Source organism: Pseudomonadales bacterium (genome assembly GCA_013215025.1).
Lineage (GTDB): Bacteria > Pseudomonadota > Gammaproteobacteria > Pseudomonadales > DT-91 > DT-91.
In genome coordinates this window covers 12777-38329 of sequence record JABSRR010000018.1, presented here as the reverse complement: position 1 = coordinate 38329, position 25553 = coordinate 12777, and the positions used below count along the sequence as shown (strand labels likewise).

23 protein-coding genes are annotated in these 25553 nt (G+C 46.1%); 13 read left to right on the top strand and 10 right to left on the bottom strand.

From position 1 onward, the window contains the following. From HRU21_02595 to trxA, 3 genes are all read right to left on the bottom strand, one after another. A partial coding sequence (locus HRU21_02595) for a UbiD family decarboxylase (protein NRA41179.1) occupies positions 1–533 on the bottom strand: 533 nt, incomplete at its 3' end. Between the two features lie 10 nt (positions 534–543). After that, positions 544–1806: a transcription termination factor Rho gene (gene rho / locus HRU21_02590; protein ID NRA41178.1), complete on the bottom strand. Its 1263-nt coding sequence runs from the start codon at positions 1804–1806 to the stop codon at positions 544–546. A 165-nt stretch (positions 1807–1971) separates the two neighbouring features. Further along, positions 1972–2298 carry a thioredoxin TrxA gene (trxA, locus tag HRU21_02585; GenBank protein NRA41177.1) on the bottom strand — a complete coding sequence of 109 codons (327 nt, stop codon included), beginning with the start codon at positions 2296–2298 and terminating at the stop codon, positions 1972–1974. 122 nt (positions 2299–2420) lie between these two features. On the opposite strand from trxA, the gene HRU21_02580 reads away from it, so the two are divergent. Next, positions 2421–3575: an acyltransferase gene (locus HRU21_02580; protein NRA41176.1), complete on the top strand. Its 1155-nt coding sequence runs from the start codon at positions 2421–2423 to the stop codon at positions 3573–3575. 24 nt (positions 3576–3599) lie between these two features. Here the strand turns inward: HRU21_02580 and rsd are convergent, their stop codons facing one another. The 3 genes from rsd to HRU21_02565 all read right to left on the bottom strand — a co-directional run bounded on the left by rsd (position 3600) and on the right by HRU21_02565 (position 6353). After that, the gene (gene rsd, locus HRU21_02575) at positions 3600–4109 is read right to left on the bottom strand and encodes a sigma D regulator (GenBank protein NRA41175.1); all 510 of its coding nucleotides are present in this window, start codon (positions 4107–4109) and stop codon (positions 3600–3602) included. A 149-nt stretch (positions 4110–4258) separates the two neighbouring features. Then, positions 4259–4774: a disulfide bond formation protein B gene (locus HRU21_02570; GenBank protein NRA41174.1), complete on the bottom strand. Its 516-nt coding sequence runs from the start codon at positions 4772–4774 to the stop codon at positions 4259–4261. Next, entirely contained in the window at positions 4758–6353 is a 1596-nt protein-coding gene (locus tag HRU21_02565; protein NRA41173.1) for a glutamate--cysteine ligase, read from the bottom strand. Before HRU21_02565 ends, HRU21_02570 begins: the two co-directional genes overlap by 17 nt. A 128-nt stretch (positions 6354–6481) precedes the next feature. Between HRU21_02565 and parC the strand changes: the two genes are divergently transcribed. Together parC and serB are read left to right on the top strand one after the other, a co-directional pair. Next, on the top strand, positions 6482–8734 hold the full coding sequence (gene parC / locus HRU21_02560; protein ID NRA41172.1) for a DNA topoisomerase IV subunit A: 2253 nt from the start codon (positions 6482–6484) through the stop codon (positions 8732–8734). A 15-nt stretch (positions 8735–8749) separates the two neighbouring features. Next, a complete protein-coding gene (serB, locus tag HRU21_02555; protein ID NRA41171.1) occupies positions 8750–9973 on the top strand; it encodes a phosphoserine phosphatase SerB in 1224 nt (407 codons plus the stop codon). Positions 9974–10000: 27 nt separating this feature from the next. Here serB and HRU21_02550 read toward each other — a convergent pair whose 3' ends face one another. The 3 genes from HRU21_02550 to queG form a co-directional block, all read right to left on the bottom strand. Further along, positions 10001–10447 (bottom strand): hypothetical protein, encoded by a 447-nt coding sequence (locus HRU21_02550; GenBank protein ID NRA41170.1) that lies wholly within the window; start codon positions 10445–10447, stop codon positions 10001–10003. 20 nt (positions 10448–10467) lie between these two features. Beyond that, entirely contained in the window at positions 10468–11718 is a 1251-nt protein-coding gene (locus tag HRU21_02545; protein ID NRA41169.1) for a hypothetical protein, read from the bottom strand. 139 nt (positions 11719–11857) lie between these two features. Continuing rightward, entirely contained in the window at positions 11858–12940 is a 1083-nt protein-coding gene (gene queG, locus HRU21_02540; GenBank protein NRA41168.1) for a tRNA epoxyqueuosine(34) reductase QueG, read from the bottom strand. Between the two features lie 115 nt (positions 12941–13055). Between queG and tsaE the strand changes: the two genes are divergently transcribed. From tsaE to HRU21_02490, 10 genes are all read left to right on the top strand, one after another. Further along, positions 13056–13508, top strand: a complete 453-nt coding sequence (gene tsaE / locus HRU21_02535; GenBank protein ID NRA41167.1) for a tRNA (adenosine(37)-N6)-threonylcarbamoyltransferase complex ATPase subunit type 1 TsaE — start codon at positions 13056–13058, stop codon at positions 13506–13508. A 29-nt stretch (positions 13509–13537) separates the two neighbouring features. Next, the gene (locus tag HRU21_02530; GenBank protein NRA41166.1) at positions 13538–14893 is read left to right on the top strand and encodes an N-acetylmuramoyl-L-alanine amidase; all 1356 of its coding nucleotides are present in this window, start codon (positions 13538–13540) and stop codon (positions 14891–14893) included. Between the two features lie 10 nt (positions 14894–14903). Then, on the top strand, positions 14904–16754 hold the full coding sequence (mutL, locus tag HRU21_02525) for a DNA mismatch repair endonuclease MutL (protein ID NRA41165.1): 1851 nt from the start codon (positions 14904–14906) through the stop codon (positions 16752–16754). A 14-nt stretch (positions 16755–16768) separates the two neighbouring features. Then, positions 16769–17767: a tRNA (adenosine(37)-N6)-dimethylallyltransferase MiaA gene (miaA, locus tag HRU21_02520; GenBank protein NRA41164.1), complete on the top strand. Its 999-nt coding sequence runs from the start codon at positions 16769–16771 to the stop codon at positions 17765–17767. Positions 17768–17880: 113 nt separating this feature from the next. Continuing rightward, positions 17881–18123: an RNA chaperone Hfq gene (gene hfq, locus HRU21_02515; GenBank protein ID NRA41163.1), complete on the top strand. Its 243-nt coding sequence runs from the start codon at positions 17881–17883 to the stop codon at positions 18121–18123. A 174-nt stretch (positions 18124–18297) separates the two neighbouring features. Continuing rightward, a complete protein-coding gene (gene hflX, locus HRU21_02510; protein NRA41162.1) occupies positions 18298–19617 on the top strand; it encodes a GTPase HflX in 1320 nt (439 codons plus the stop codon). 66 nt (positions 19618–19683) lie between these two features. After that, positions 19684–20820 carry an FtsH protease activity modulator HflK gene (gene hflK / locus HRU21_02505; GenBank protein NRA41161.1) on the top strand — a complete coding sequence of 379 codons (1137 nt, stop codon included), beginning with the start codon at positions 19684–19686 and terminating at the stop codon, positions 20818–20820. Further along, positions 20820–21695 carry a protease modulator HflC gene (gene hflC, locus HRU21_02500; protein ID NRA41160.1) on the top strand — a complete coding sequence of 292 codons (876 nt, stop codon included), beginning with the start codon at positions 20820–20822 and terminating at the stop codon, positions 21693–21695. Before hflK ends, hflC begins: the two co-directional genes overlap by 1 nt. Positions 21696–21809: 114 nt before the next feature. Then, positions 21810–22994, top strand: a complete 1185-nt coding sequence (locus tag HRU21_02495) for an ATP phosphoribosyltransferase regulatory subunit (GenBank protein NRA41159.1) — start codon at positions 21810–21812, stop codon at positions 22992–22994. A gap of 23 nt (positions 22995–23017) precedes the next feature. Next, the gene (locus HRU21_02490; protein NRA41158.1) at positions 23018–24304 is read left to right on the top strand and encodes an adenylosuccinate synthase; all 1287 of its coding nucleotides are present in this window, start codon (positions 23018–23020) and stop codon (positions 24302–24304) included. A 67-nt stretch (positions 24305–24371) separates the two neighbouring features. Here HRU21_02490 and HRU21_02485 read toward each other — a convergent pair whose 3' ends face one another. After that, complete coding sequence (locus HRU21_02485; GenBank protein ID NRA41157.1) at positions 24372–25550, bottom strand: flavin-dependent monooxygenase; 1179 nt, start codon at positions 25548–25550, stop codon at positions 24372–24374. Positions 25551–25553: the final 3 nt, after the last annotated feature.

The following is a 25553-nucleotide window of genomic DNA, read 5'->3' as shown; positions in this document are numbered from 1 at the left end:
TGGCGATATATGCCTAGATTTTGCCGATCTTTATTAGGCCCACGGGTAATGACGAGTGGCCAAGTCACTAAAGGCCCGGCATCGCCAGGCCAGCAAGTTTGAATAGGTAGTTGGCTCAAATCAACAGCATCATCGCGTAAGATGATTTCTTGACAAGGGGCCTTTTTAATTACCTTAGGGCCCATATTCATGACTTGTTTGAAGATGGGAAGCTTTGCAAAAGCATCGCGCATGCTTTTTGGTGGTTCGGGCTGGCGTAAAAACGCCAGTAATTCGCCAATTTCTCTGAGTGCTTGAATATTGTCAGCGCCCATGCCAAGTGCGACTCTGTGCTCAGTGCCAAACAAATTGCACAGCACTGGCATGTTATATCCCTTAGGGTTTTCAAACAGTAATGCAGGGCCGCCTGCACGCAGCGTTCTATCGCTGATTTCGGTCATTTCGAGATTTGGGTCAATCTCGCGGCTAATCCGAACAAGTTCACCCTGCTGCTCAAGACTGAGAATAAAGTCTCTAAGATCTTTATATTTCATGCTTTAGCAATTATTTGCGGCGCATAGAGTCAAAGAAGTCATCATTGGTTTTGGTGGTTTTTAATTTATCGATGAGGAACTCTGTGGCGGGCGTATCTTCCATCTCGTGCAGCAGTTTGCGTAAAATCCACATCCGTTGCAGCTCGTCTTCGCTGGTGAGAAGATCTTCTCTTCGCGTGCCAGAACGTCGAACATTAATTGCAGGGTAGACACGTTTCTCAGCGATGCGGCGGTCTAGATGTAGTTCTTGGTTACCGGTGCCCTTGAACTCTTCGTAGATAACCTCATCCATTTTAGAGCCGGTATCAATCAGAGCTGTGGCAATAATGGTTAAACTGCCGCCTTCTTCAATGTTTCTGGCGGCACCGAAGAAACGTTTTGGTCGCTCTAGCGCGTGCGCATCAACACCGCCGGTAAGCACTTTGCCCGAGCTTGGTTGTACCGTATTGTATGCGCGCGCAAGTCGAGTGATCGAATCGAGTAAAATAACAACGTCTTTTTTATGCTCGACTAAACGCTTGGCTTTATTTAATACCATTTCGGCAACTTGTACATGTCTTGCCGGAGGTTCGTCAAAAGTTGAGGCTACCACTTCTGCGGCTCTCACCGAGCGCTCCATTTCCGTTACTTCCTCAGGTCGCTCGTCAATCAGTAGTACGATGACATAGCATTCGGGATTGTTACGAATAATCGCGCCTGCCATATGTTGTAGCATTAGCGTCTTACCTGCCTTTGGTGGCGCTACAATCAAGCCGCGTTGGCCCTTACCTATCGGAGCAGTTAGGTCAATAATACGACCGGTTAAATCTTCAGTAGAGCCGTTACCTGCTTCAAGCGTCAGGCGATCTTGCGGGAATAAGGGTGTTAGGTTTTCGAATAACACCTTATTTTTGGAATTCTCAGGTTGATCAAAGTTGATTTCGTTAACTTTTAAAAGCGCAAAGTAGCGCTCCTGATCTTTTGGGGGGCGAATTTTTCCCGAAATACTATCGCCGGTGCGGAGATTAAAGCGGCGTATCTGGCTGGGCGATACATAAATGTCATCAGGACCAGCAAGGTAAGAGCCTTTCGCTGAGCGTAAAAAACCAAAGCCATCCTGAAGAATTTCTAGAACGCCGTCGCCGTATATGTCTTCGCCGCTTTTAGCATGTTTTTTTAAGATAGAAAAAATAACATCTTGTTTTCTTGATCGAGCAAGATGATCCATGCCCATGTCTTTAGCGATGTTCAGTAATTCATTAATGGATTTGCTTTTAAGGTCAGTCAGATTCATAAGTATTTTATTGATAGTGTTGACGACTAAGCGGGGAGCTCAGCGAGAGGTTATGCAAAGAGAGGTGTACGAAAAAAGTGAGAAAAATGATCAGATGTTGTAATAATATAGTAAAAATAAAGCATTGAGCAAGCGTATTTTATGCTCAATGCTTTTGAGAAGAGGCTAGATGTTAGCGTTTACGAAATCTAGCAGTTGAGCCTTTGATAGTGCACCAACTTTCTGTGCAGCTTGTTCACCTTTCTTATATATGATTAAGGTTGGTATGCCGCGAATACCAAATTTAGCCGGTGTATCGGTGTTTGCATCCACATCCATTTTGGTGATCTTGATTTTATCACTATATTCATCGGCGACTTCTGACAGTACTGGTGCGATCATTTTGCAAGGGCCGCACCACTCTGCCCAAAAGTCTACCAGCACTGGCTTGTCACTAGATAACACTTCGCTTTCAAAGCTGTCGTCGGTAACATGGATAATTTTATCGCTCATCGTTTACTCCGTAGGATTTTGTCGATTTCTTCTCGATTTAAAAAGATTTCTAGTTGAATATATGGGCAGCTTTGATTTATTCAAGCTTTATTTAAAGACAATCACAAATAATAAAAAAATTTATGGCATCACAACAAGTCTCACAAAAAGGTATGGATTGGTTAGTTTCCGGCAGAGGGTATGCAATTATCATGGTATATATTGGCCATGTTTTACTTGCATATTATTCTGTTGGGCTAACAGAGCCGATGACTGTTGGCCGAATGCTGCAAGTTGGAGTCATTCCATTTTTTATTGTGCTGAGCGGCGCATTTTACAGTAGTTCACAACTAGGCTTTCTTGCATACTTTCGGTTTAAGCTATTACAGCGTTATTTGCCAGTGCTATTTTTTGGGCTGTTGGTGATACCGATTTATGCTCTGCTTAACCAAAGAATGTTCAACGAAGCATTAAATTTATCACCACTGTATCTGCTTGGTATCCCCTCAGCCAATTGGCCTACCTGGTTTTTAATTGCATTAATGGTTTCTGAGCTCTGTTTTTATGGGATTATTAAGCGCTGTAAAAATAAAACAATACTAGCTCTTTTAGCCTTAGCGTTGTTTTTTCTAGGCTGCTTTTATAATGCATTTAAAAATAGTCAGGGCGGTTGGGTATTTTATCTGGGCATGGTGTGGTCGGTCGGTGCGGTGCCCTTTTTCCTATCATGTATGATATTGGGGCGCTTATGTAGAAGGCATATCCTCAAGCTAAGAAAGCTTGAAACATGGCGGGCTTGCTTGTTTTTGTTAGCCTCAATTTTTATATTGGCCATTTTTAGTCATATCAATGATCGTTTCGCACGACCTGAAAAAGAGGGCATTTTTCGTTTCATAACCGATGAAATGGTGGTGATATTTATCGGTCAATATGGCAATGCCGTTTACTTTTTGTTGGCAAGTTTAGCGGGTATAGCTTTTTGCTTTTATATGGCAAGAGTATTGCCCGTAACGAGGCTGACTGTGTGGATTGGTGATAAGAGTTTGCTGTTATTCTGCCTGAATGGTGCCTTTCATCATGCAGTTAACCCATTGTTGGCCAAAAACTTTCCTATACCAGCCAATACTTGGTACTGGGGGCTAAGCTATGCGGTCGTAATTGCTTTAATATCATTGCTGATTTTGGTACCGGTCGTTGCTGTGCTTGAAAAAACATTACCACAACTATTGGGTAGGCCTATGCTAAAAGGACCACTGCTGCCCGCGCTATATAAAGCAGAAAAAACTCAAATCAATTAAGCAGCTGCATACGCAGATATTTGCCTAGTGTTGAATGATCTGCGCTGACTCAAATTGTTGGCCGATCAATGCCGCATGCGAATCATGCAGCTCGGCAATTAATTCGTCTTCAAGCGAGAAACGCTTTGAGATAGCCTCACCCAATGTTGAGAGCTCGTCTTTGAGGCGGCTGAGCGATGCCGCGCAATGCTGCTCTGTATCGTAAATTTCATGGAAGTTAAGCGCGATATCGGTGGTCTCGGTAATGGCTGGATACACTTTTCTGACCAATGCGGCACTATTATCGTTAAATGCCTCGGCCTCCTTCAGGAGTTGGTCATAAACTTCAAAATGTCCTGCTGAAATATAGTCAATCAAAAGTTGGCAGAATTGTTGTAACTTTTTAATTGAAACCCCTGACAGGTCATCGGTTTGACTGATACCAGAGACCGAGCAATATGACACTACCAGTTCTTGTCTAGCCTCCAGCCATTGGTTGATAATTTTTTGCACACCGGCAAAGCGGTCTTCTTTATTGCTACATTGTTCTAACATATCGCACTCCTTAGTCTTGCGACATACCAATTAAATATTGGGTGCGTAATTTATTATTTAGTGACTCATTTACGGCAATCCTTTGCTAGTTTGCGCAAATAACAAGGCTGTAACAATAGCGGAATTTGGTTAACTATGTGAGATTTATCTCACGGGTTCTTAATAAGTTTGACTGTGAAAACCAAGGCTAAGCCGATGAATGCTAGCAATGACCAGTCGGGGATGTTTAAGCCCAAAAAAGACCACACTTTTTCTGCGCAATCGCCAGTGCCTTTGAGTAAGATGCTAATCGCTTCGCTGAGTGGGAAACGATCAATAATAAATTCAAAGCTTGGGCCGCAGGCTGGAATTTGATCTTCTGGCAAGGATTGAAGCCAAATTTGCCTACCTGCGACTGCAGCGCCAAGCAGGGCAAAGATGCCACCAAAAGCTGCCCAGAAATGTTGGATAAACTGTGACTTAGGCGATATTAAGGCTGCCAAGCTTATAATCGCAACCGCATAAAAAGCAATACGCTGGGTCATGCAAAGCGGGCAAGGCTCGAGGTCTTTGACGTATTGCAGATAGTAGCCAAAGCCCAATAACAAGCTAGGTATAACTAAACTTATTAGATTTAATTGGGTGTAGCTAATGCCGGCGAGACGAAGTTTATTGGTATTGGGCATAGAATTCTCTCAAATACTGATCGAAGGGTTTTTGCTCTGCGGCTTCGATAGTTTTTTGTTGTGCATGTGAGTTTAGCGCTAACTCAATAAATTTTTGTTGATTGTTAGGGTCAGCTGGCTGAGAAAGGAAGTATTGCTGCCATTTTTTCGACTGCATTAAGCCAAAATCTAAAAAGCTTTGCTGCTGTTCTTGCATGGTATGGAGCACTTTAGCAGAAGGAGTTAGTTCGGGATGTTGTACCTTTAGCATCTGCTTGTTAACGCTAATATTATAGTCACTATTGGCTCGAAGAGAGTCGAGTACTAGGGCTAACTCGCGAATGCTATGCAGCTGTTGCTGACACCACTGGCTAAAGTTGACCGGTTTGCCATCAACCATAATGTCTAAGTTGGGTCGCCGCCCCTCAGTGACGACGCGCTTAAGATTGTCGCTGTGTTCCTGACACTGTTGTGGCGAAACTTCAGGGCTATCGCTGAGCAGGCAGAATAATAATAAAAGATCTAAAAAGCGTAGACAGTGTTCGTCAATGCCTAACGGTTTAAACGGGTTGACGTCGATACAGCGAATCTCAATATACTCAACACCGCCTCGCGCTAGGGCGTTCAGTGGTGCTTCACCGCTAGCAGCTACTCGCTTTGGCCGAATGATGGAGTAAAACTCATTCTCAATTTGCAATAAAGCATTGTTCAACTGTTGATATTGTTGATGCTGGTCTTTGAGGCCGATCTTTTCATAGTCGGCGTAGCTAGTATTAATGCCGCGTTTTAGCGTGCTAATGTAGCTTTCGAGGTTGTTATAGCATACGAATAGCGCTTCTTGTGCAGTAGATTGATAGCCTAAGTCGCTCATGCGCAGTGATGTTGCATAAGGGTTAAAACAAGTTTCAGCATCGTATTGCTGAAGTTGATGCGATTGTCCTTGTAAAAAGCTTTTGCTGAGCGCTGGAGAGGCGCCAAACAGATAAACAAACAGCGGTGCCAAACGGCGGAAGTTTCTTATCAAGCCAAAATATTTTTCCGTTTTGAACTGGTCCAGTGGGCGGTCACTGTTTTGCATGCTGTAAAAATTTGCCCAAAATTTTTCAGATAAAGAAAAGTTATAGTGCACACCTGCAATCGTTTGCATCATTCTGCTGTAGCGCACGCCAAGTCCGAGGCGATAGATTTTTTTCATCTTTGCCACATTCGAGCTGCCATAGTGCGCAACGGGGATGGCTTGTTCTCTAACAAGTGCACAGGGCATCGAGTTTGTCCAGATCAACTCGTCCTGTTTTGCCAAGGTTTGATAGCTATAGCTGTGTACATCGGCCAAAGCATGCAGGGTCTCGCCGATGGATTGATGCACGGGGGTAATAAACTCAAGCAAAGCTTCAGAGTAATCGGTAGTTATCTTTGGGTGGCAGAGCGCTGAGCCTAAATGAAAGGGGTGGTCAGTCATGGCGAGCTGACCTTGCGGGTTTATGCGTAAACTCTCTTTTTCGATGCCGCGCTGTAGTCTGGTTAATGACTGTAATAGCGCAGGGTTTTGCTTAATCGTCGATAAGTGTTGCTGAAAAGTGTGATCGGCCTCAGGTCGCATGGCTGCCCGCTTTTGTGATTAAAAATAGTCTCAATTGTACACGCTTAGCTGTGGAAAGCATGTCGTGCAAAGGATAAACTTAGCAAAAATTTGATCATTACCGTCATACCTACACTATCAGGATAATTATGCTGGACTTAAGTGCCGAAGGCATTGAGCAATTTTCACTCAAAGAATACACCGAAAAAGCTTATTTAGACTATTCCATGTACGTGATTTTAGATCGTGCCCTGCCACATGTGGGGGATGGTTTAAAGCCGGTGCAGCGTCGAATTATTTATGCCATGAGTGAGTTGGGTTTAAAAGCGACCAGTAAACACAAAAAGTCAGCGCGAACGGTGGGTGATGTGATCGGTAAATTTCACCCACATGGCGATAGTGCGGCTTACGAGGCGATGGTGCTGATGGCTCAGCCTTTCTCCTATCGTTACCCGCTGGTCGATGGGCAGGGTAACTGGGGATCACCGGATGACCCAAAGTCATTTGCAGCAATGCGTTACACCGAGTCAAGGCTAGCCGCCTATGCTGATGCATTACTCAGCGAGTTGGGTCAGGGCACGGTTGACTGGCAAGCCAACTTTGATGGCACTATAGATGAGCCCGTAGTATTGCCAGCCAGAGTGCCCAATGTGTTATTGAATGGCACTACAGGTATTGCTGTAGGTATGGCTACTGACGTGCCGCCGCATAATCTCATTGAACTGGTTGATGCCTGTATACATCTTTTAGAAAAGCCGAAAGCCTCGCTGGATGATGTCATGCAATTTATTCAGGGGCCTGATTTCCCTACTGCGGCGGAAATCATCTCTAGCCAAGCTGATATTGCGCAGATCTATACGACTGGCCGCGGCTCTATAAAAATGCGATCAGTATTCGAGCAAGAAGGTAACGANATTATNATTACTCAGCTGCCGCATCAGGTCTCCGGATCAAAAATCTTGGAGCAAGTTGCCGCGCAAATGCAGGCTAAAAAGCTGCCTATGGTGTCAGATCTACGCGATGAGTCTGACCATGAAAACCCCACCCGTTTAGTGATAGAGCAGCGCTCCAATCGTGTCGATACCGAAGCGTTAATGAGTCATTTGTTTGCCTCAACCGATCTTGAAAGAAACTACCGGGTGAATTTAAACCTGATCGGAATTGATGGGCGCCCGGGCGTTAAAAGCTTGATTGAGATTTTAAAAGAGTGGTTAAGCTTTCGTATCGCGACCACGCGTCGTAGGCTTAATTACCGCTTAGATAAAATTAATCATCGACTGCATTTATTAGAAGGGCGGCTTATCGCCTTTTTGAATCTTGATGAAGTGATTCGAATTATTCGTGAAGAAGAGAAGCCGAAGCGCGAGTTGATCACGCGCTTTGCCCTTACAGAGACCCAGGCAGAGTATATTTTAGAAACGCGTTTGCGTCAGTTAGCCCGCTTGGAAGAAATGCAGATCAAAGCAGAGCAAGCCGAGCTTGCAACAGAAAAAGCTGGCCTAGAGCTGACTTTATCTTCAGATGCTAGATTAAAAACCTTGGTAAAAAAAGAGCTTCGAGCTGTTGCGGAAGAGTTTGGCGATGCGCGCCGCTCGCCGATTGTGGTGCGCGGCGAGGCCAAAGCGCTCAGCGAATCGGATCTGTTAAGTTCTGAGCCCGTGACTATCGTGATGAGCGAGAAAGGCTGGATCCGCTCGGCGAAAGGCCACGATATTGATGCGGAAAATCTTAGCTATAAGTCAGGCGATAGCTATCATTTTTCAGTCAAAGGCAAGTCTAATCAGTCGGTAGTAATTTTAGACTCTACCGGCCGAAGCTACGCAATTGCTGCGCATAGCCTACCTTCCGCCAGGGGGCAGGGTGAGCCGCTAACGGGTCGTATCAAGGCGCCGTCTGGTGCAGCGTTTGTGGGCGGCATGATGGGCGCAGAGGATGATATTTATTTATTGTCGACCGATGCAGGTTATGGATTTTTTGCCAAGCTAGGCGATCTTATGACCAAGAATAAAGCCGGCAAAGCCACCGTTAGCGTGCCAAAGGGGGCGCAAGTGCTAACGCCACAGGCGGTACCAGCGATTGAGGGCCAGTTTGTTGCTGCTGTCTCAAGTGAAGGGCGCTTGCTGGTTTTTGCGGCCAGTGATTTGCCAGAGTTGGCAAAGGGTAAAGGAAATAAAATCATTAACATTCCTTCGGCAAGAGTACAGACCAGAGAAGAGTGTATGCTGGCAGCGGTGAGCTTTTCAGAGCGAGACGCGCTGATTTTATTCGCAGGTAAGCGCCATATAAAACTAAAAATGGCAGACCTTGAGCATTATCTGGGTGAGCGTGGGCGTCGTGGCAATAAGCTGCCTAGAGGATTCCAAAAAGTCGATGCTGTCAAAGTTGAGCGCAAAGCTGACTGATATAAGAATACTGTTGTGAAGAATATATTACTTATTAGCATCAATGGTGATGACAAAATAGGCATCATGTCATTGATTATGGCTGAATTAGAGAAATGTGAAGCCAATGTGTTAGATATTGGGCAGGCATTAATTCATGAGCAGCTTGCCTTGGGCATCTTGGTGGAAGTGGTAACAGCGCCATCGACCGAGGCGGTGTTGCAAGATACGATGGCCAAAATCGAGGCGAAAGGTTTTGGTATTAAGATTGAACCGGTGAATGCTGAACAATATGAGCATTGGTTGGCAGGGAAGAATAAGTCACGTTTTTCGATCACTTTGTTGGCGCGGCGTATCTCGGCGCATCATCTTGCTGGCGTGACCCAAATACTGCATCAGTTTGAATTAAATATCGATAAAATGGAGCGGCTTTCTGGTCGAGTGCCTTTTGATGATGTTGATTCACAAAATGCTAAGGCCTGTGTTGAATTTTTAGTCAGCGCACGAAATGAGCAAGCGGTTGCTGATGGCGAAAAAATTCGTGATGCGTTTTTTCAGCTTGCTTCTGAAATCGATGCTGACATCGCGTTTCAAGAAGACAACCTCTTTCGCCGCACAAGACGCTTGGTGTGTTTTGATATGGATTCAACGCTGATTGAGGCTGAAGTTATCGATGAGCTGGCTAAGGCCGCCGGCGTTGGCGAACAAGTTGCCGACATTACTGAGCGAGCCATGCGCGGTGAATTAGACTTTGCTGCCAGTTTTACAGAACGATTGGCGCTGCTCGAGGGCTTAGACGAGTCGGTTCTAGAGCAGATTGCAAATGGCCTCAAGCTCACTGAGGGCTGCGAAAAGTTGATTGCAACGCTAAGACGCTATGGATTTAAAACCGCTATTTTGTCTGGCGGTTTCACCTATTTCGGCGATTATTTGCGCGACAAGCTAGGTTTTGATTATGTGTATGCTAATCAGTTAGACATTCAACATGGCAAGCTTACCGGTCAGGTCAAAGGAGTGATTATTGACGGCGCTGAAAAAGCCAGATTATTAACCGATATTGCCAATCGAGAGGGTATCGAGCTGCAGCAGGTTGTGGCGGTGGGCGACGGTGCTAATGACTTGCCGATGCTATCAAAAGCGGGCTTAGGCATTGCGTTTAGAGCTAAGCCACTGGTGAAAGAGCAGGCCGAGCATGCAATTTCTACGCTTGGCTTGGATGGTATTTTATATTTGATGGGTTATCGAGATCGTGAGATTTAACTCAGTTAATCAATGAATACTGTTTCTTTAGTCTTGCTTGATTATAAATAATACTCTGACATTTTCAGTCAATTGCTGTGCATCAATATAGCCAATAGTATTAGGTTTATCTAAGACATGTTGGATAACGTCTGCTGATGAGGTCAACTCTCTGGGTGGGCGACTGCGTGAGGTAAAAATCATGCGTGCCCAGTAGGTGCGAAGATTCGCCTCAGTTTTCCCCAAAACACTTTTATCAAATTGTAGTCGCTGAGCGTTACTGTAGGGTAGGTTGACAGGTTGCAATGCGAGTACAGATTTATCCTCTAAATGCTGAGCTTTGCCTAGGTAAAGCATCTTTATGTCTCTCTGACTTAAGTCGCTGGTAAATTCCTTGTTGGCAATTATCGCAAGGTCGGCAAGCACCTGACTTGGCAAAAATAAGAGCAAGGTAATAACCCGGTAAGGCTTACACTTAAGCAGAATGTTTTTCACTATACGGTTAGCCTGCTGCATCAAAATACCACGTCAATGCCAGCTCTAGCACCCTTTGGATAGTTGGTGCCGACCTCCGGATACCTTTGTTTTTCCCACCAATACTCGAATTTTAATGCAGCATTGCCCTGAAAGTCATAGCGAAGATTCAGTTTGTTAGAATAAATTTTAGACGGTTGAAAGGTTTCACCTATCGTTTTGGTTGCTGCAATGCTGCTGTTGATAAGCTGCTGGGTTGTTGCATCGCTTGCGGTTGGAAGTTTTTCGATGCTCGCCCAAGCGGTGTCATCGATAATATTGTCGTCAATGCCAAAGGTGTAGCTAATGCTTAGCTTTGAGTTAATTTGCCAGCCCAGCATAGCGTATCCTGAGTAGACTTCAGGAATCACAAGTGCATGTTTAATCGATGCGTGCGTAACTTCAGTATTGAAAAAATACTGTCTTCCAGTGTAGGCAAGCCCGAGGGAAATATACTCACCTCGATCTCTTTTCCAGGCAATATCTTCAGTAATATCAACGTTTTGATCAATGTTTTGCTGCGCTGCGCTATTGGTTTGATCAATCAACTGCCAGTAGGTCAAGCCATCTGCTGTGATGGGCTCGTTGAGATAAGAGACCGTTCTGAGGTCGGTGCTGGTATTGGCAGTAAAATAGACCCCACGAATAGTTAGGGCGTTATAGATGCTGGAAAAAGACAAGCCCCAGGCGTTATTGAGCTTAAGTTCTGTATCAATGCCGTTAGTGGTTAGCTGGTCTTCGGTGCTGCCATACCAAAAAGTAAACTCATTTTCCCAGTCGCCGAAAAGCCGGTTGTAGCGCAATCTAACGCTTTCGATAGATTGAAAGGGATAGTCATTGGTGTTGTAAATTTCTGCAGGCGCCTGAATCCACTGATAGGCATAGCCAACATCTAGATATTCAGAATACATGAATAAAGGTGTTCTGATTCTGCCGGCAGAAATAAAAATATGCTGCGTCAGCGCATATTCTAAATACATCCAATCAAAGTCAGGCTGGTAGTTCTCATCACCTCGCGCAACCATTTGTGCGGTGAAATTTAGCCGATCACCAAGTTCATAGCCGAGTCTTAGGCCTAAAACATTATAACTTTGCCAATCAGTATTATTGTCGAGTTGTCTGAAATCATTGATGCTGCGTTCGAGGTTTTTTGTGATGGGCTCAGCCACGGCAATGCTTGCAAAGCCGTCTATGCTGACTCGGCTGTTTGCAAGATCAAGCTCCAATCCTTGAGCAAATGAAGTATCGTACATTAAGAGGCCAGTCAGCATACATGTCATGCCAACTAAAAAAGGCTTTATCATCCAGTTCCCTGATAGTGTTCTAAGTGGTCTATCTGACGCAAGATAAATTGTATGATGAAGATTTTAGGATTGCGAGAGTAAATCGGAATTATTGTTGTGATGAACGCATCAATTTATTGATTGCCCAGTCGATATGCTCAATCAGCATGGCGTTATCGGTCTCTCTGCGGCGCTTGCGAAGCGCGTCAATAGCGTTGGGGTTGTCACTGTTGCCGAGGCCAATCGCCAGGTTTCTTTGCCAGCGAATATAACCAATACGCCGAATGGCTGAGCCTTCGGTACGTTTTAAAAACGTTTCTTCATTCCATTGAAATAGCTCCAGCAGGCTGCTGTCATCGAGTCCATGTCGAGGTTTGAATTCTGCAACCGGGCTGCTTGGTGAGAATTTATTCCATGGACACACTAATTGGCAGTCATCACAGCCAAATACGCGGTTGCCAATACCATCGCGCAGATCGTCTGGTATTGCGGTTTTTAGTTCAATCGTCAAGTAGGAAATACAGCGTCTGCTGTCTAAGATATTGGCGCCAACAAAAGCATTGGTAGGGCAGCTGGTTAAACAGCTGGTGCAGCTGCCGCAGTGTGTCTGTGGCTCAACTTTGTCGAGTGGTATCTTAAGATTCGTTAAAATTTCGCCAAGAAAAAACCATGATCCAGCTTGTGGATTAATCAACATGGTGTTTTTGCCTATCCAGCCTAAACCTGCCTTTTCAGCTAGCGCGCGCTCAAGCACTGGAGCACTGTCAACAAACGCGCGTTGATTTAAATTGAGTTCGGCAAAAGCTTCAATTTTGTTGGCAATCGCTGCCAAACGTTTACGCATTAATTTGTGATAATCTTTGCCAAGCGCATAGCGGGCAATATAGGCCTGATCTTTATTACTTAGCTGTTCAAGCAGAGTTTCGCTGTCGTGGCGATACTCCATACGAAACGAAATAGCGGTTAAGGCATCCTGCTGCAGTTTGCTCGGTTCAGCACGAAGCTCATGGTTGCGCTGCATGAACGACATCTCACCGTGATAATCCTTGCTCAGCCATTGATTAAGCCGTTCGATATGTGCTGAGGTGTCCGTATCGGAAAAACCAACCGCGGCAAAACCGGCGTCTTGAGCCCATTGCTGAATAAGTGATTTGAGGGTAGCAAGCTTTGTGCTTGAGATATTCGCTGACATAACTGCAATGATAATCGTTTTGACGTAAGATGGCTGTATTCAACGATAAAAATGCTCGAGTATCAGGGTGTCAAAGGTGCAACAACAGAGCTTCGGTCCATTTCAGCAGTCTACCATGTTGCGTTTTGCTGCCGAGTTGGCAGCGCGTTTACCACAGCAGGTAGTGCTCTATCTAGAGGGCGATCTTGGAGCAGGCAAAACGACGTTTTCTCGTGGGCTGATTCAGGCCTGGGGTCATCGCAGCGCAGTGAAAAGCCCAACCTTTACCTTAGTTGAGCCCTATGTTTTAGCCTCAAGAACCGTTTATCACTTTGATTTATATCGTTTAGCTAGCCCAGATGAGCTTGAATTTATTGGCGCAAGTGAATACTTTGCATCCTCAAGCACCAGCATCATCGAGTGGCCATCCTGCGGCGCTGGCTTTATCCCTGACGCAGATGTGAACATTAGGATATCTCGATTTAGCAGTGACGCTCGCCAGGTCAGTTTGTCTTCATCGCTTGGCGAAAACATACTCAATTTAGATGACTTGACAGCTTGGGCTGAAACACAGCACACTGCCGGATGACCTTTACTAATGCTGCTAATACTAGGTTCATGATAACGTTGACTCACTTTGATAAGCCTGTGAGATTTAGACTTTGCTTAATGCTTATGGGTCTGTTGCTGCTGCCAGTCCAGTCCTTTGCGGCCGCGAAGATTTATGAACTTAGGGTATGGCGTTCGCCAGATAAGACCCGGTTAGTATTTGATATCGATAAAGCGGTCACCCATAAGGTATTTAGCTTAGCAAACCCCGATCGGGTCGTGGTTGATATCCCTAATGCAAAATTTTCGAGTGACCCAGCGGCGGTTGATTTGTCGAAAACCCCGGTCAGTCAGTTGCGCCACGCCAGTAAGCAAAATGGGGATTTAAGGGTAGTATTTGACCTGTCGCAAGCTGTTAAGGTGCGAAGCTTCTTTTTGCCTAAAAATGCTGTCAGTCATGATCGTTTAGTGATCGACTTATTTGATAGCCAGCAAGCCGATAGCATATCTGCAACAGTTAAAAATGTTGATACGATTAAGTCTGAGCGCCGTGACCTGATTATTGCAATCGATGCAGGTCATGGCGGTGAAGATCCTGGTGCAATTGGGCCCAAGCGCTTATATGAAAAACATGTGGTGTTAAAAATAGCGAAGGCGCTTGAGGCAAAGTTTAAGCAAGAAAAAGGCTATAAGCCTGTGTTGATAAGNAAGGGGGATTACTATATCCCGCTGGCGAAGCGCAGAGAAATAGCCCGAAAGGCGAACGCAGATATGTTTATTTCGATTCATGCAGACGCCTTTACCAGCCCTAAGGCGAATGGCACGTCGGTATTTGCGTTATCATCTAAAGGTGCCACGTCAACATTTGCTCGGGTGTTAGCAAAGCGAGAGAACGACGCAGATTTAGTGGGGGGTGTCAGCCTTAATGATAAAGACCAGTTGCTGTCCTCAGTATTATTAGACTTATCAATGACGCATAAAATGCAGGCTAGCCTGGAGGTGGGTGAGCGTATCCTCGGGCATATGGGTAAGATTTCTAGGCTGCATTCAAAGCGCGTCGAGCAGGCGGCGTTTGCTGTACTTAAAACGCCAGATATACCTTCACTGCTGGTTGAAACCGGTTTTATTTCTAATCCAGGTGAGGCTAAAAAGCTATCGACGGTGAGCTACCGAAATAAAATGGCGGATGCCATCTTTAAGGGTGTACACAGTTGGTTTAAAGATAAAGCGCCGGAAGATTCTTATATTGCTCATCGCTACGCCAATCCATCGTCACAGTCGATTTATGTGGTTGAGGCAGGTGATACCTTGAGCGGCATTGCAGACAAGTATTCGGTTTCTATGGCGTCTATTCAGAAATATAATAAGTTGACCAAAACCTCGATCAGAGTGGGTCAGCGGCTTGAAATACCACCTGCAAATTAACAGCTAATTTATGTCTCGAATTCAAATATTAAGCCCTAGGTTGGCCAATCAGATCGCCGCTGGCGAGGTGGTTGAGCGGCCTGCTTCAGTGGTCAAAGAGCTTTTGGAAAATGCCCTAGATGCAGGCGCGTCTCAGATAGATATTGATATCGAAGCTGGCGGTAGCAAGCTGATTCGTGTGCGAGACAATGGCGTTGGCATTGATAAAGACGATTTAGCCCTCGCGCTGTCGCGTCATGCAACCAGCAAAATACGTTCTTTAGATGATCTTGAGGCGGTTGCGACGCTGGGTTTTCGTGGTGAGGCGCTGGCCTCGATTGCCTCGGTGTCGCGTCTTAAGCTTACCTCTTGTCGACAGGGAAGTGCTTGGCAAGCTGCTACAGAAGGGCGTGATATGCAGACCCAGCTCAAGCCTGCTGCGCACCCCCAAGGTAGCTCGCTTGAAGTAAAAGATTTGTTTTTCAATACCCCGGCTCGGCGTAAATTTTTGCGCACCGAAAAAACCGAGTTTAATCATTTACAAGATGTGGTTAAACGACAGGCGATGAGTCGCTTTGATGTCGGCTTTAGTCTAAAGCACAATGGCCGCGTTCTTTATCAGTTATCGCAAGCCTCGTCGCAGCATGAGCAAGAACGTCGCATCGCACAGTTATGTGGTAAAGCATTTATTGATAATGCGGTGTTTGTTGAGCGTGAGGTGGTAGGGCTAAAACTCAGCGGCTGGATTGGACTTCCTAGTTTTTCTCGTTCTCAGGCAGATCTGCAGTATTTCTTCGTCAACGGTCGCGTTATCAAAGATAGGCTGGTTGCGCATGCGGTAAAACAAGCTTATCGAGATGTGATGTACCATGATCGATATTCCGCCTTCGTGCTTTATCTTGAGCTTGATCCTGCCTCTGTTGATGTCAATGTGCATCCGACTAAGCATGAAGTGCGTTTTCGTGACGGCAGAACGGTGCATGATTTTTTATTTCGCGCTATCCATAAAGCGTTGGCGGATGTCAGGCCAGCCGACCAACTAGCTGATCAGCGTGTTGACACTGTGCCTCAGCTCGCCACTGCAGCAAATGAGCAGCAAGCGCTGACCGAGCAAGCGGCGATGTCGCTAGCACCGCAAGCCTCTCCTCAAGCGGCTATGGCGGCCTATAGCAAGCCAGCGGATAGCAATCAATCGGGATATGCCGTTACAGAAAGTTTGCAAGCCTACCAGCTGTTCAGCAGTCAGGTGCCGGCAACTGAGGCGCCAGAACACAATCAACAATCCGAGCAGCAAGACATTCCTCCCCTGGGTTTCGCAGTGGCGCAGCTAAAAGGTATCTTCATATTGGCAGAAAATGCGCATGGCTTAATTATTGTTGATATGCATGCCGCACATGAACGCATCACTTATGAAAGAATGAAACAGCAGCGCGCTGAACAAAATATCCAATCGCAGCCGCTATTAGTGCCAGAGTCGCTTGCGCTGAGCGAAAAAGAACTCGATTTTGCAGAGCAGTTTTCATCCATGTTTCGCTCACTGGGTATTGAAATCGAACGTATGGGGCCGGAGACCCTGTTGGTGCGTGCGGTGCCGACGGTGTTAAAGCCTAAAGATGTTGAACAGTTGATTCGCGATGTGCTCAGCGATTTAATGGTGCATGGCCAAAGTGATCGCATTGAGGCGGCGATTAATGAGGTTTTGGCTACGATGGCTTGTCATGCTTCAGTGCGGGCTAATCGTCAGTTAAGCAAAGAAGAAATGAATGCGCTATTGCGCGATATGGAGGCTACAGAGCGAAGCGGTCAATGCAACCATGGTCGTCCAACTTGGACAGCGCTTAACCTGGCAGAGCTTGATAAGCTTTTCTTGCGTGGGCGTTAGAGAGTTTTAAATAAGTGAGTGCTAAACAAAGGCCGTTGGCCGTTTGCATTATGGGGCCAACAGCCTCAGGTAAAACGCATCTGGCGATGCGACTGCAAGATGTCTTGAATGGAGAGATTGTTAGCGTCGATTCTGCGCTGATTTATAAGGGTATGGATATTGGCTCGGCTAAGCCCAGTGCGACAGAGTTAAAACGTTATCCACATCACCTGATTAATATTCGCGAGCCGAATCAAACATACAGTGCAGCTGAGTTTCGAAGCGATGCACTGCGTCTTATGGACGATATCAGTGCACGTGGTAAAACGCCCATTCTGGTAGGCGGCACGATGATGTATTTTCGTTTATTAATAGAGGGTATTAGCCACTTACCGCCGGCTTCGGCGACAATTCGTACAGAGATTGATAAGCTTGCTGCTGAGCATGGTTGGCCATATGTACATAAGATGCTGGCGCAGGTAGACCCTGAAGCGGCGGCTAGAATTCATGCTACGGATCCGCAACGGATTCAGCGTGCTTATGAAGTTTATCAGCTCACGGGGCGTTCATTAAGTGCCCTGCATGCCGAGCAAAAGCAGTCTGCTGATCAGCAGCTATCCCATCAACTGCTGCAGTTTGCCATTGCACCCGAGCAAAGGCGGGTGCTGCATCAGCGTATCGAGCGGCGTTTTTTACAAATGTGTGCCTCTGGTTTTGCTGATGAAGTGGCAGGCTTAATGGCTAGGGGGGATTTAAGCTTAGCGTTGCCAGCCATGCGCTGTGTTGGTTATCGGCAGATGTGGCAGTATTTAGATGGCGATTATGATTATCAAACCATGCTGGACAAAGGCGTGGCGGCAACCCGGCAACTAGCTAAGCGGCAGCTAACCTGGCTGCGCGGCTGGCAAGATTTAAATTGGCTGATAACGCATCAAGGCCAAGCTCAGTTATCAAATGATGAAAATGCTGAGGAAATTGTCGATCAGCTATTAAAAAGTGCTTTAGCTATAATAAATAAACAGTTGAATTATTAAGATTTATCAACTTTTGCTATGCTTTACGCAATAAATAACTATAGAATAGACTTTTAAATACAATTGTTTCATGTGTTTATCTTTGCAAAGGGTAAATACTCAAGGAGAGCATCATGTCAAAAGGGCAAACCTTACAAGACCCTTACTTAAATATTTTGCGCAAAGAGCGTGTGCCTGTGTCTATCTTCCTTGTCAACGGTATCAAGCTTCAGGGGCAAATCGAGTCATTTGATCAGTTTGTTATTCTGTTAAAAAACACTGTTAGTCAAATGGTCTATAAGCATGCAATCAGTACGGTTGTGCCATCACGCCCAATTCGTATGCCTGTCGCTGAAGACGAGTCAAAAGACGCCTAAGCCGCAATTAGTATAAAAAGCCCGCTAATTGCGGGCTTTTTTTTGCACTTTTTTTGTACTTCTGGCACTTATTTGTACTTTTTATGAATTACATTTTGCGATACATGTTCGCTTCTGGCGTATATCGGGCTAGGCTTAAGAGATTGAAATTTATAGTTATAAGGAACAGCTGTCTTGTTTTTTGAACGCGCCGACGCTGGTGAAAAGGCCGTGGTTGTCCACCTCGATTTGCACCTCAACAGCGATGATGATTTGGATGAATTTCTAGATCTCGCTTCGTCGGCGAATGTTGAAGTTGTCTCAGTTTTACGCGGCTCACGATCAGCACCAGATGCCGGCTTTTTTATCGGCAAAGGCAAACTGCAGGAGCTTTCGTCCCTAGTTTCTATGCATCAGGCAGATGTTGTGCTGTTTAACCATGCGCTAAGCCCCTCGCAGGAACGCAATTTAGAAGCTGAGGTAAAAGCCAGAGTCATTGACCGTACTGGCGTGATTTTGGATATTTTTGCCCAGCGCGCGCGCACGCATGAAGGTAAGCTGCAGGTTGAGCTGGCCCAATTGCAGCATGTGGCGACGCGTTTAATTCGCGGATGGACACACTTAGAGCGACAAAAAGGCGGCATTGGACTGCGTGGTCCAGGTGAAACACAGTTGGAAACCGATCGCCGATTATTAAGAGCAAGAATCAAAACCATTCAGTCGCGGCTGCAAAAAGTGCAAAAACAACGTGCTCAAGGCAGGCGTTCACGCCAGCGCGCTGACATTCCAACCTTGTCTATTGTTGGCTATACCAATGCCGGTAAATCCTCTCTGTTTAACGCGCTCACGACTTCTGAGGTATATGCGGCAGATCAGTTATTTGCGACCTTGGATCCAACTCTTCGGCGCTTAGAGTTGGATGATGTGGGGGCCGTGGTGTTAGCCGATACGGTTGGCTTTATAAAACAGCTGCCGCATAAGCTGGTCGATGCATTCAAGGCGACACTCGAAGAAACGGTAGAAGCAGATTTATTATTGCATGTGGTCGATTGCGCTGCTGAGGAGCGAGATACACATATGCTCGAGGTTGATCAGGTCTTGAAAGAGATTCATGCCGAACAAAAATCGCAATTGTTGGTGTTCAACAAGATTGATATTTTAGGCATTGAGCCCCGTATTGACTATGTTGATCAAGTACCTGCTCGCGTTTGGGTGTCAGCAAAAGACAATCGCGGTTTAAGCTTGCTAAAACAAGCCATCATTGAGCATATGTCGCCGGCCATATGGCAAGGTGATATTGTTTTGCCAGCAGATATGGCGGGCACGGTATATCAATTACAAGCTGCTTTGTTTGCGGCAAATGCCATTCGCGACGAATCTTATGATGAGCATGGCAATCTTTGCTTATCGCTGCGCATTGCTGAAGCTGAGCGTAAGCGATTGATTAAACAGTTTTCGCTCAATTGGTCAGAGCTTTCTGGGCAGCAAGAAGCCGAGAAAGAGCCTTGGGAATGATTAAGTTATTCTGTTAAAATCAGATAAATACGTTGTTTTATATAATTTTACAATAAGGAGCAGCCGATGGCCTGGAATGAGCCTGGCGGAAACGGTTCGAAAGATCCAAAAGACCCTTGGGGAAACGATCAGGGGCCACCTGATCTCGACGAGGCGTTTCGTAAATTCAAAGAAAAGTTTGCGGGTAAAGGGGGCGGCAATTCACGCAAGCCTAGCCCAGATCTACCTAAATTTTCCGGTAAACTGATTGCAGTTGCTTTAGTTATCCTTGCGGTTTTGTATACCGCTTCAGGTTTCTATACGGTTGATGAGCAAGAGCAGGCCGTGGTTTTGCGCTTTGGTAAATACAATGATACCCGTGGCCCAGGTTTGCATTTTAACCCGCCGCTGATCGATCGCGTATTAAAGCTCAATATTACCTCGCAACGTTCGCAACGTTTTAATGAGACCATGCTAACAGAAGACGAAAATATCGTTGACGTCAGCTTGTCGACACAGTACACCATTACTGACCCTGAAAAGTTTTTACTGCGTGTGCGTGACCCAGAAACATCACTCAAGCATGCGGCTGAGTCTGCCTTGAGGCATGTTATCGGTAGCGTTACCTTAGACCTTATTTTGACAGAAGGTAAAAAACAAATCTCGATTGATGTTCAGCAACGTTTGCAAAACTATCTTGACGACTACCAAACCGGAATTTTAGTTACTACGGTTAATATAGAAGACGCTCAGCCACCTGCTGAGGTGCAGGCTGCTTTTGACGATGTAATTCGTGCGAAAGAAGATGAGCAGCGTGTTAAGAACGAAGCTGAAACCTACAGCAACGGCATTATTCCTGAGGCACGTGGTTTGGCTAAGCGTCAGATTGAAGAGGCGACAGCCTATAAAGACCAAGTGATTGCCCGCGCCGAGGGTGAGGCGAATCGCTTCGAAGCCCTGCTTACCGAGTACCAAAAAGCGCCAGAAGTGACGCGTCAGCGACTTTATATTGACGCCATGCAGAAAGTATTGAATAACAGTTCAAAGGTGCTGGTGGATGTTGACGGCGGTAATATGATGTATTTACCGCTGGATAAAATACTGCAGCAGCGTAACGAAACCGGTGCCAATGTATCTAATTTCCGCTTTGACTCATCTGTGCCTGCAACTAGTTCTAGTCGCGGTATCAATGCTGGGCGGTCTAGCTTAAGGGAGTCTCGCTGATGCAAGCTAAATCTATGGTGGCGATACTCGCCGTATTCGTGACGCTTCTGGTGCTGTCCTCGACGCTGTTTGTTGTGCAAGAGACCGAACGTGCTGTAATGCTGAAATTTGGTGAAGTGGTTGATCCAGACGTGAAGCCAGGCCTGCATTGGAAGATTCCTGTTGTTAACAAGGTGCGCAAGTTTGATGCACGTATTCTAACCTTAGATGCCCGCCCCGAGCGTTATTTGACACTTGAGAAAAAGTCTCTAATTGTCGATTCCTATGCCAAATGGCGTGTCGCTGATGTAAATAAATATTACAAGGCAACTAGCGGTTTAGAACTGAAAACACAGGCTTTACTTGCTCAGCTCATAAATGATGGTTTGCGAAGCGAAGTTGGCCTGCGTGATATGCACGAGGTTGTGTCTGGAAAGCGTGACGAGCTGATGCAGGAATTAACTCGAAAAGTGAATGCCCAGGCTTTAGATGACTACGGTGTTGAGGTTGTGGATATTCGGGTTAAGAAAGTTGACTTGCCAACCGATGTTAGAGATTCGGTGTTTAACCGTATGAATACTGAGCGACAGCTCGAAGCTCGAAAGCATCGCTCAGAAGGTTTGGAAATTGCCGAAGGTATTCGCGCCGCCGCTGACCGTGAGAAAGTGGTGATTGAAGCCTCTGCTTACCGCGAAGCCGAACAGCTGCGTGGTGAGGGTGATGCGGTAGCCGCGGGTATTTATGCCTCGGCCTACAGCAAAGATGAAGAGTTTTACGCCTTTGTTCGCAGCCTAAAAGCTTACGAGCAAACTTTCGGCAACAAGTCAGATGTGATGTTGTTGAAGCCAGATAGCGACTTTTTTAAATATTTAAATCAGTCTGATCTTTCGAAATAAATTCGCTGCTCTCGAATTTCCTCTCGATTCCCGTTATAATGATTAAGCCGAGTAACTCTCGGCTTTTTTCTGCGAGTTCCTCGCAAATTTTTTAATGAATCATTAGACCCTGCTATGACGAAACATAATCGCTGGTTGCTGCCTGAAGGTGTTGAAGAAATATTGCCTAGCCAGGCTTGGCCTATACAGTTTTATCAGCAGGCAGCCTTAGCTTTATTTAGCAGCTGGGGTTATGACTTAGTTATACCGCCGTTGCTTGAGTATACCGATTCGCTATTGCTGGATCAGTCTGCAGATATGGATTTGCAAACCTTTAAGTTGGTCGACCAACTGTCGGGTCGAAGTATGGGGCTTAGAGCCGACATCACGCCGCAAACCTGCCGTATTGATGCGCACAGTCTGCAGCAAAATTCACCGCTACGCCTCTGCTATGCTGGCACGGTTGTGCATTGTTTGCCGAAGTCTCAGCTAGCATCACGTACCCCCATTGAAGTCGGTGCAGAGTTATTTGGCGTGTCTAGTTTAGATGCAGACTTAGAATCTATTCAGCTTATGCTGGCAGCGATTGGCTTAGCAGGTATTGCTGATCAGAATGTGCATTTAGATTTGGGGCATGTAAGGGTTTATCGTGGCTTAGTTGAGGCGGCCAATTTATCTGCTCAACAATCTGATGATTTATTTGATGCCTTTGATCGCAAAGCCTTATCTGAAATTGATCACATATTACAGGCGGCAAATGTTGAGGCTGAGCTAGCTGAAATGATCAAGGCTTTAGTCAATTTACACGGCGATGTGTCGATTTTAGAACAGGCGCTGTCACAGTTAGCGAAGGCGCCCGAATCTGTATGCTCAGCTATTATTGAACTGCAACAGCTCGCAGCGTCACTGCAACAGCAATCGCCCAATACGCCGCTATTTTTTGATCTCGCGGAACTTCGAGGCTTCACCTACCATACCGGTATTGTGTTCGCCGCCTATATTGATGGCCTTGGTCACAGCGTAGCTAATGGTGGCCGCTTCGATAATATGGGTGAAGTTTTTGGCCGCGGCAGGCCTGCCTCGGGCTTTAGTGTAAATGTTAAAGCCCTATTAAGTTTGGTGTCTAAGTCGCCTCAGCAAGAAGTAATTTTGGCGCCACCCTTGTCAACACATGATGCGGCTTTGCAGCAATTAATCGCAGAGCTGCGAAGCCAGCAGCATTGCGTGATTTGTGGTCAAAATGATATTGAAGAAGTGAAGGCCTCGCACATCATTGAGCGAGTAGACGATCAGTGGCTGGTTCAGCCGCTATCATCATAAAGTATTATCTAAGAGAAAAAGCAATGGGTAAAAATGTAGTCGTGCTTGGCACTCAATGGGGTGACGAGGGCAAAGGTAAAATTGTTGATTTGCTGACTGAACAAGCCAGTTTAGTGGCGCGTTACCAAGGTGGTCATAATGCAGGTCACACCTTGGTGATTAACGGTGAAAAAACCGTATTACACTTAATCCCTTCGGGTATTTTGCGCGCCGGCGTGCAGTGCATGATTGGTAATGGCGTAGTGCTCTCACCTGAAGCCTTATTAAAAGAGGTTGCAGAGCTTGAGGCGCGAAATGTCCCTGTGACTGAGCGTTTACGCATATCGCCATCTTGCCCACTGATTTTACCGGTGCATGTCGCATTGGATCAGGCGCGCGAAGCTGCTCGTGGTAATGATAAGATAGGCACCACCGGCCGCGGTATTGGCCCTGCCTATGAAGATAAGGTATCGCGCCGCGGACTGCGAGTAGGTGATTTACTTGATCAGCAGCTGTTTGCAGAAAAGCTTAAGGCACTGCTTGAATACCATAACTTCATGCTGACGAATTACTATAAGGCCGAGGCGGTAGATTTTGACAGCGTGCTCGCTGAAACACTGGCGCAGGCAGAAAAAATTAAGCCGATGATAATGGATGTCACTGCTGCATTACATCAGGCTCGTGAAGCGAAAGAAAATATCTTATTTGAAGGTGCGCAAGGCACCTTGTTGGATATCGATCTAGGTACATACCCGTATGTGACTTCATCAAATACCACGGCGGGTGGTGCTGCTACGGGTTCTGGCTTTGGTCCATTGTATCTCGATTATGTGTTGGGCATAACAAAAGCCTATACAACACGAGTGGGCTCAGGCCCGTTCCCGACCGAGCTTTTTGATGACGTGGGTGAGCACCTGGGGACCAAAGGGCATGAGTTTGGCGCAACTACCGGCCGTGAACGCCGCTGTGGTTGGTTTGATGCAGTTGCTGTTAAGCATGCGGTGCATATCAACTCGGTTACGGGCATTTGTCTTACCAAATTAGATGTGTTAGATGGCTTAGAAACAATTAAAGTATGCGTTGCTTATGAGTTGCCAGATGGCTCTCAGATTGACCATGCAGATGTTGCCTTGTTTGATCAGCTTAAGCCGGTATATGTTGAATTGCCCGGCTGGTCTGAAAATACATATGGTGCTAAGTCGTTAGATGATTTGCCGCAGAATGCATTAGATTATATTGCCTTTGTAGAAAAGCAAATTGGTGTGCCTGCTGACATTGTGTCCACTGGCCCCGACCGAGTTGAAACGATTATTCGACGCAGCCCTTTTTAATCAGTTGCGTTTATTAATTAATGACTAACAGCAGGCTATTGGCCTGCTGTTTTGTTTTTGGGCTCGATCATAAAAAGAAATTGCTGTTTGGTGCGCCCATTAACTGCTGGCCATAGCTTCGGCAAAGCTTGTCAGCTTCGTTCATGAAGTGTTGGGCGATCGCCATCATATCCTGTGTTAGTAGATTGACACGATTGTCATTAAATACTGCCCGTCCACCCGATTGACGCAATAGCTGCTGGCTAGCATCTAAACATTCCTGAACGCCACGGGTAGAGTCTTGAATACAGCTGGCGCGCAGGAGAATAGGAATAGCTTCGCCTCTGGCGATATAATCAAGCTGTTGGTCATAGCCGTGTTGCATTTTCAGTGCGGCGGTGGAAATGCGGTAATCTGCCTCAGCTGCAGCAGCTGAGGTTGCGGGCAGTTCGCCTGCCTTCTGGCCAGCACTGTTGACGCGCGCACTATTGAGCTCAACAAATGCGTCCAGTGCCCCCTGAGCTGCGCCAATTGCGGGTTGTGAAACCGCGCGGGTAAATACTTGGCCAAACGGAAGCTTATAAATCGGGTTTTTATTAATTGCTTGGCCCTCACCGACGCACATAAAGCCATCAGCAAAATTGTGAGCACGATGCGAAGGCACAAAGGCATTGTCAACAATAACCGCTTTCGAGCCTGAGGCTCTTAGGCCAGTGGTATGCCAGTCGTCGTCGATATCATAATCAGCTTTGGGTATGAGAAATGACATCAGAGAGGGTGCTTCACCTTCTTTCTGCGGCGGTGCCATGCCACCTAAAAATGCCCAATCTGCATGGTCGCAACCAGAAGAAAAATACCAGTGGCCGGATACCTGATAGCCGCCCTCGACATGCGCTATTTTTCCCACCGGCATATAGGATGAAGCGACTAGGGTGTCAGGGTTTTCGCCCCATACCTCAAGCTGAGTTTTTTCAGGCAATAGCGCAATTTCCCAATTATGAACGCCTAAGATAGATANTACCCAGCCACTTGATGGGCAGGCGCTGGCGATTTCACGAACAATATCGTAAAAATANTTTGGGTTCATTTCATAGCCGCCAAACGCAGCGGGCTGCAGCATCTTAAAAAAACCTGCCTCGATAAACTTGTCGATCGTCGTTTTTGGTACTTGGCGAGCTTCGTTGGCGTTTGCCATATTTTCAATAAGATAGGGTTTTAAGGCCTGGGCTTTTTCAAATAAGCTTTGGAATAGAACTTCTTCTTGCATTGT

Excerpts from the sequence above, each read along its gene's own strand:
- HRU21_02565 (NRA41173.1), bottom strand. The coding sequence starts at position 6,353 with ATGCGACCTGAGGCCGATCACACTTTTCAGCAACACTTATCGACGATT.
- HRU21_02490 (NRA41158.1), top strand. The coding sequence starts at position 23,018 with ATGGGTAAAAATGTAGTCGTGCTTGGCACTCAATGGGGTGACGAGGGC.
- rho (NRA41178.1), bottom strand. The coding sequence starts at position 1,806 with ATGAATCTGACTGACCTTAAAAGCAAATCCATTAATGAATTACTGAAC.
- HRU21_02545 (NRA41169.1), bottom strand. The coding sequence starts at position 11,718 with ATGTACGATACTTCATTTGCTCAAGGATTGGAGCTTGATCTTGCAAAC.
- HRU21_02495 (NRA41159.1), top strand. The coding sequence starts at position 21,810 with ATGACGAAACATAATCGCTGGTTGCTGCCTGAAGGTGTTGAAGAAATA.
- queG (NRA41168.1), bottom strand. The coding sequence starts at position 12,940 with ATGTCAGCGAATATCTCAAGCACAAAGCTTGCTACCCTCAAATCACTT.
- rsd (NRA41175.1), bottom strand. The coding sequence starts at position 4,109 with ATGTTAGAACAATGTAGCAATAAAGAAGACCGCTTTGCCGGTGTGCAA.
- hflK (NRA41161.1), top strand. The coding sequence starts at position 19,684 with ATGGCCTGGAATGAGCCTGGCGGAAACGGTTCGAAAGATCCAAAAGAC.
- tsaE (NRA41167.1), top strand. The coding sequence starts at position 13,056 with ATGTTGCGTTTTGCTGCCGAGTTGGCAGCGCGTTTACCACAGCAGGTA.
- HRU21_02580 (NRA41176.1), top strand. The coding sequence starts at position 2,421 with ATGGCATCACAACAAGTCTCACAAAAAGGTATGGATTGGTTAGTTTCC.
- mutL (NRA41165.1), top strand. The coding sequence starts at position 14,904 with ATGTCTCGAATTCAAATATTAAGCCCTAGGTTGGCCAATCAGATCGCC.
- trxA (NRA41177.1), bottom strand. The coding sequence starts at position 2,298 with ATGAGCGATAAAATTATCCATGTTACCGACGACAGCTTTGAAAGCGAA.
- HRU21_02570 (NRA41174.1), bottom strand. The coding sequence starts at position 4,774 with ATGCCCAATACCAATAAACTTCGTCTCGCCGGCATTAGCTACACCCAA.
- hflC (NRA41160.1), top strand. The coding sequence starts at position 20,820 with ATGCAAGCTAAATCTATGGTGGCGATACTCGCCGTATTCGTGACGCTT.
- hfq (NRA41163.1), top strand. The coding sequence starts at position 17,881 with ATGTCAAAAGGGCAAACCTTACAAGACCCTTACTTAAATATTTTGCGC.